This window comes from Escherichia sp. TW14182 (genome assembly GCF_000208525.1).
GTDB classification, from domain to species: domain Bacteria; phylum Pseudomonadota; class Gammaproteobacteria; order Enterobacterales; family Enterobacteriaceae; genus Escherichia; species Escherichia ruysiae.
In genome coordinates this window covers 1-5,806 of sequence record NZ_AEJZ01000129.1, presented here as the reverse complement: position 1 = coordinate 5,806, position 5,806 = coordinate 1, and the positions used below count along the sequence as shown (strand labels likewise).

The window sequence follows — 5,806 nt, the reverse complement described above, 5'->3', positions numbered from 1 at the left end:
CTGCCAAGGATTTTAGTGCTTCTTGTAAGGGGCGTGATAGCTGTACAGCCACTGCATCAATTAAATCCATTACAACATCCAGTCCTGTATCTGCTGCTTTAGTTGTCTATGATTTAGATGTTACTTTTAAAAATAGCAAAGGAGAAATGACAACTATTACAACACAACATAAATTTCAACTTAGTTTTAATTCTGATTATGTTCCTAAAGAAGAAAGCCCTACCGATTATAAAGTGGCTTCTGATAAAGATGGTTTTTCAGCACTCGAAAAATTAAAAGATGTTTCTTTATCTTTGGATGAAGTTGCTTCTTTTATTAATCAGTTATTGTTAGATGCATCATCTCAGCCTGGCTATGATGGAATTCCTTTTTCTCCTTCAAATCCTGTTACTGGTTCTGAGATTTCAAAGGTATATCCTGATGCGAATAAACTCAATAAATTTGATTGGTTGTATCCATCACAAAATGGTGTTAATGGCGATATCAATATAAATGTTGATAATTCATCATCTAACCCTGATAGCAAACCTGACATACCTTCTGATGGCGTTATCAATGTTGATTTAGGCGATTATCCTGAACCAACAGAACCTGATATTTCCAATGTTCCTTCTGCATCTGAAATACTTCAGCCTATCGTTGATTTGTTTCCTTTTTTGAAGGGCTTTGATATTTCTAAATCTATGAGAGCATCAGTTTCTTGCCCAACTGCGTCTTTTGAGTTGTTTGATAAGACTTATCATGTTGATACTCAATGTGTTTTGTTTGAGCAGAACAGGGTGTTAATTCAACTTGTATCTTCTATTGTTTGGGCGTTTATATCTCTTAGAATCATTTTGTCTGCGTGAGTTTTCATATGATGATTGCTTTTACTGGCTTGTTCTCTGTATTGTTGTCTTCGCTATTTTCTTTGTTTAAGTTCTTGTTAAGAGGGGTTGTATTTAAGTTTATATTATTTTGGGGTTTATATTTCGTTGTTCATGAATTTATTGCTGTGGTTTCTTCATGGTTGCCTCAATCTAGCGACCTTGAGCAGTTATTTTCTATGCTACCTGATTCTGCTTGGTATTTTTTAGATTTGTTTCAGGTTTCTTATGGGTTATCTGTTGTAATTAGTGCTTTATTGGTTCGTTTTTTTATTCGTCGAGTTCCTTTTATTGGGTGATTTATGGCTATTTCAGCATATGTTGGTGTTCCTGGTAGCGGAAAAACGTATGAGGTTGTGTGCAATGTTATAATTCCTGCTGTTAGTTCAGGAAGGAGAGTTGTTACTAATATTTATGGTTTGAGTGCCGATAAAATTTATGACTATTGTGTTGTTCATAAAAAAACCTCTCAAGATGACTTGGGAGAGGTTATCTTAGTTAGCAATTCTGATGTTCAGGACGAAAAGTTTTTCCCATATAAATTAGATGATGGCTTGTCAGATGATTCTTTTTGTAAGCCGGGTGATTTGATTTGTGTTGATGAGGTTTGGCGCGTATGGGATAACGATAAATCAATACCTGCTTTTCATCGCTCTTTTATTGCTGAGCATCGTCATTTTAATGATGAATCTACAGGTGTTTCATGTGATTTGGTTGTTATTAATCAGTCTGTTTCTAATTTACCTCGTTTCATTAAAGACAGAGTTGAAACAACTTATCGTATGAGCAAATTGGTTGCACTTGGTCTTAGAAATCGTTATCGCGTTGATGTTTTTACTGGCGTTAAGTTATTTAAAACTAATTTGGTTTCCAGTTATCAATGTAAATATAGTTCTTTAATTTTTCCTTTATATAAATCCCATGAGAACGGGCAGGGGACAGAGCTTGTTGTTGATAAGCGTCAAAATGCATTTTCATCTAAAAAAATAATTGTCATATCTGCTTTATTGTTTATATTATTTTGTCTTTCTATTTATTATTTATATCATTTTTTCTCTGGTTTTACTGATGGTAATCAAATAAAAAACAGTACATCTTTGGAGGCTTCTGATGATAGGAATAGTGTGTATTCTAATTCCCCTTCCTCTTTTTCTTCTGGCGTATCTTCTTTATCGACTTCTGTGCCGATTTCAACGCCGCCACGGTCTAAAACTTGGCGAATTTCTGGAAGGATCAACACGGGAAGTGGTGATTTTTATATATTATCTAATAGTGTGGGTGATATTCGTTTTGAGCCTTCTTCTCGATTTAACTTTAGTGGGGCTTTAACTTCTGCTGTTATCGATGGTGAGTTTATTTCTCGTTACACTGGTGAATGATATGTGTAAGTATGTATTTTTGTTTGCTTTGTTTTTTTGTGCCAACTCTTTTGCTGGTAAGGTTTTATTTGAGCTTGACAGGGTTAAATTGCCAATTGCTATAAATATGATTTATTTGGATTTGTTTAATAAGCCTTACATGCTTTCTCCTGAACTTGTTTCTGATGATAGGCTTGTCTCCTTTAGAATTACTGATAATATTGATTCATATGAATTTATTCGTCGCTACCTTAATAACATGAATATCAAAATTTCAACAAAGGGAGGGGTTGATTATTTGTCATCTTTTATTCCTGATAAACCTAAAGAGCCTGTTTTTGATTTTGTTTACATACCTAAATATCGTTCTGTTTCTTATTTGTCTGATATTTTAAGAGGTAGATTTTCAGGGCGCTTTGGTTCTTCTGGTGATATTGGTGATTCATCTCAGCTTTCTGCTGGTCAAGCTAGTTTTGGTTCTGCAAGTGATTTTATGAATCGTTCTGGTGATGTTCTTGTTTATTTTGGTTCTAAATCTGACATTGCAAAAATTAATAAGATACTTCCTCTTATAGATGTGCCTGTTTCCGAGGCTTTAGTCTATGGTTATGTTTTTGAAGTGCAGTCTTCTGAAAAAAACGGTTCTGGATTGGCGCTTGCTGCAAAACTTCTTTCCGGAAAAGTCAATATTGGCATTGGTTCCTCTCAAACCTTTGATAATTTTATAAAAATCAATACTGGATCTCTTGATGCGCTGTATGAGCTATTCAAAACAGATAGTCGTTTTCATGTTGTTAGTTCTCCTCGTTTGCGTGTGCGCAGCGGCTCCAGTGCTTCATTTAGCGTCGGTTCTGATGTGCCTGTTTTGGGGCAGGTTACTTATCAGGGTGAAAGACCGGTTCAGTCTGTTGAGTATCGTTCAAGTGGTGTGATTTTTAATGTTTTGCCATATATTCGCCAGAATTCTATCGATATTGCTATCAGGCAGGAGTTATCTAACTTTGTTAAAACTGATACAGGCGTTAATAACAGTCCCACGTTAATTAAACGTGGTGTTACTACAGATGTTTCAGTTTCTGATGGAGATATTATTTTATTGGGTGGACTTGCTGAAACTAAAGATAGTGATGCTGAAACAGGATTTTCGTTTCTTCCTGGTTTTCTTTCTTCTTCATCAACTGAAAAAACAAAATCGGATATTGTTGTAATCCTTCAGGTTAAGAAAGTATCAGGCTGAGGCAGGCACCGCAGCTCTGCGAGGAGCACGCCGCAGCCTGATACTTATGTTTATTTGTTTGGTTGTGATAAAGGGGTTGTTTGTAAGTTATGTCTATCTTTGGCTTGATGTTAATGAAGATCTGTTTTTATGCCGTCAGGCATGGAAGGCGGCATGATGAGGTTTCATGTTGCTTCGTTGGTTGTCCGCCGATACCAGGGAGAGATTTCATAGTGCGCGGAACAGCGCAACGCGCCCCTGCAAAGCCGGGTTTTCATGGCAGTCATCGAGACGAACGGCGCAAGACGTGAGTCGTTCAGGCAGCTTTGATGCTTGTTGATGGAATTGATTGTTTTCATCGTGCATGACAGAATCTGAAAGCCGGTGGCGGGGTTTCGTTAACTGTGGTGGTTTGTTTCTCCTGGTATCCGGCAGCCTAAAATTCCTCTTTTCGGGCAGATGCACATTGGTGCGCATAATGTATATTATGTTAAATGAGAGATATCAGAATGCCCCTGACCACCGTACCGACCTCATAGCTCTAATGTACATGCTCCCTCCCCACTACCCGACAGGCACTATCAATCGTTTTGCCTCGGGCATTTCTGTTTTGAAATAGCATATCTGGAGGTCTTCAGTATGCACATTTCAATCTCCCTTACCCTTCAGTTATTACGGGAGTTGAAGGAACGACGTTCGCTCCTGCGTTTGTGATGCTTTGAAACTTCAGCATTAAATGACATGACTCCGGCCGAATTAATCCGAAGTCTTCAGAAAGACATTTAACACTGTACTGATTTTAAGATCATAGCCTACATAGGAAAATCAATGGTTGTCCGCCTGCTGGTTACCATATTACCTACTCTATTTTAAGCAGGCTCCAATCAATATGGAGCTAATACAAGATTCTCAACTTTAATCATCCCCTTTTGTTCAATAGAGATAACATCAATTTGTATAACTTCTAGTGAGTATTTTTTACTCAGCAAACTAAGCCATTTCAGCAAATCATCAAAAATGACGGGCTCAATCGCTACCTGAATATTAGCCCCATTTTGTTTTATTTGTCTGATGACAATAGAATGAATCGAAGAAGTAGTGTTGATAATCTGTGAAATCTGCGAAATTGACAAATTGTCAAAGGTTGCTCGTTTTTGTCTGGCGCTGATAATATCAGGCGTTGCTGTTTGAAGGTTTTTGAGCAGAGTGTTTAATTGTTGCAATTCCCTCTCTTGTTGCTCTATACGTATATTCAATGGCTGCCATAATAGCGAATAATATCCTGCGCAAAACATGATTAACAACGCACCGATCAACAGTCCTTTTTCTCTTAGCGAACGACCAACATAGTATTGAGTAACCCAATTTTCTACTGCATTTGACCACCGATCACGGTAGTGATTAAAAAATTGAATGAATTCATGACGTAACACGTTATTTTCTCCGTAACGTTACTGCTCCTGACACATAATTGTCCTCATTTATTAACGCGTCCTGTTGCACAAAAAAATCTACAGCAAGCGCATCTCGCAGTTTGTCGAAGCTGGAGAAGTCTGGAGCACTTAACCTGAAATGCAGTGTCTGATGTTTTTGATCATAAGTGAAACTACGGATTTCTAACTTTGAGAGCGAGGCAGATTTAAGAGCATTAGCAATAACCGACAGATGTTCGAGAAACGTCTTATCAGTTGCTCGAGACCGAGAATTATTGATCGCTGTTATAATCTGTGAGCGCAAATTAACGATTCGCTTTTGCTCCGGAAAAACCGATAAAAATTGTTTCTCAACACGTATACGGCTTTGTATTACCTGCTCATTAATGCTCCATAACGTCACCACACGATCTGCTAATAAACTAACCAGAATCAGGAATACAGGTAAAACTACTGCCCGCCAACGTATCCACTGTTTTTGATAACTGACCCGGGGTTGCCATGGTCCGGTCAGCAAATTCCCTTCAGGTTGACCGTGCTCACAGAGAGAGAGTTCGCTGGTAATTTTCAGTTTTTCACTATCAGTACCAATCCTGGCTGCTACCTCTTGAGCCGATTTCCCGATCACTGTTAGCTGGAGTGGATGGTTTTGAGCACTAATCTGCGCGCGTAATATGTCAGCTATCAGATCTGGGGCACCACTCCATCCCTGGCATATATCGATTCTAGCGATCACTCGGTCAGCATGGAAAATCATATTCCCACAAGGAATGGACATCCAGTCCGGAACGGCAGTTGCATGGTTAATATCATAACATTGCAACCAGTCAACAATATATTTCATATGTTGCTGATGTATTACTGCAACTATTGCCTGTTGTTTTACAGTCCTCAAAATTGCAAAGTGAACCGCCCCGGTTTTCCTGGAGAGTG

Annotated in this window: 6 protein-coding genes and 1 pseudogene; 4 read left to right on the top strand and 3 right to left on the bottom strand. The window is 38.2% G+C overall.

Features of this window, described 5'->3' with window-relative positions; translation table 11 throughout:
* From EQY_RS26495 to EQY_RS0111945, 4 genes and pseudogenes are all read left to right on the top strand, one after another.
* Nucleotides 1-848, top strand: a pseudogene (locus EQY_RS26495) (hypothetical protein); the annotation flags it as partial.
* Between the two features lie 8 nt (nt 849-856).
* The gene (locus EQY_RS24595) at nt 857-1,165 is read left to right on the top strand and encodes a DUF2523 family protein (protein WP_236942586.1); all 309 of its coding nucleotides are present in this window, start codon (nt 857-859) and stop codon (nt 1,163-1,165) included.
* A 3-nt stretch (nt 1,166-1,168) separates the two neighbouring features.
* Nucleotides 1,169-2,245, top strand: coding sequence for a zonular occludens toxin domain-containing protein (locus EQY_RS24590; protein WP_001007927.1), 1,077 nt, complete (start codon nt 1,169-1,171; stop codon nt 2,243-2,245).
* 1 nt (nt 2,246) lies between these two features.
* On the top strand, nt 2,247-3,461 hold the full coding sequence (locus EQY_RS0111945) for a type II secretion system protein GspD (RefSeq protein ID WP_000335424.1): 1,215 nt from the start codon (nt 2,247-2,249) through the stop codon (nt 3,459-3,461).
* 207 nt (nt 3,462-3,668) lie between these two features.
* Here the strand turns inward: EQY_RS0111945 and EQY_RS26490 are convergent, their stop codons facing one another.
* From EQY_RS26490 to gspL, 3 genes are all read right to left on the bottom strand, one after another.
* Entirely contained in the window at nt 3,669-3,806 is a 138-nt protein-coding gene (locus tag EQY_RS26490) for a hypothetical protein (protein ID WP_158000060.1), read from the bottom strand.
* 518 nt (nt 3,807-4,324) lie between these two features.
* Nucleotides 4,325-4,873: a type II secretion system protein GspM gene (gene gspM / locus EQY_RS0111940; protein ID WP_000943885.1), complete on the bottom strand. Its 549-nt coding sequence runs from the start codon at nt 4,871-4,873 to the stop codon at nt 4,325-4,327.
* A 1-nt stretch (nt 4,874) separates the two neighbouring features.
* A partial coding sequence (gspL, locus tag EQY_RS0111935) for a type II secretion system protein GspL (RefSeq protein WP_000697004.1) occupies nt 4,875-5,806 on the bottom strand: 932 nt, incomplete at its 5' end.

Excerpts from the sequence above, each read along its gene's own strand:
- EQY_RS0111945 (WP_000335424.1), top strand. The coding sequence starts at position 2,247 with ATGTGTAAGTATGTATTTTTGTTTGCTTTGTTTTTTTGTGCCAACTCT.
- EQY_RS26490 (WP_158000060.1), bottom strand. The coding sequence starts at position 3,806 with ATGCACGATGAAAACAATCAATTCCATCAACAAGCATCAAAGCTGCCT.
- EQY_RS24595 (WP_236942586.1), top strand. The coding sequence starts at position 857 with ATGATGATTGCTTTTACTGGCTTGTTCTCTGTATTGTTGTCTTCGCTA.
- EQY_RS24590 (WP_001007927.1), top strand. The coding sequence starts at position 1,169 with ATGGCTATTTCAGCATATGTTGGTGTTCCTGGTAGCGGAAAAACGTAT.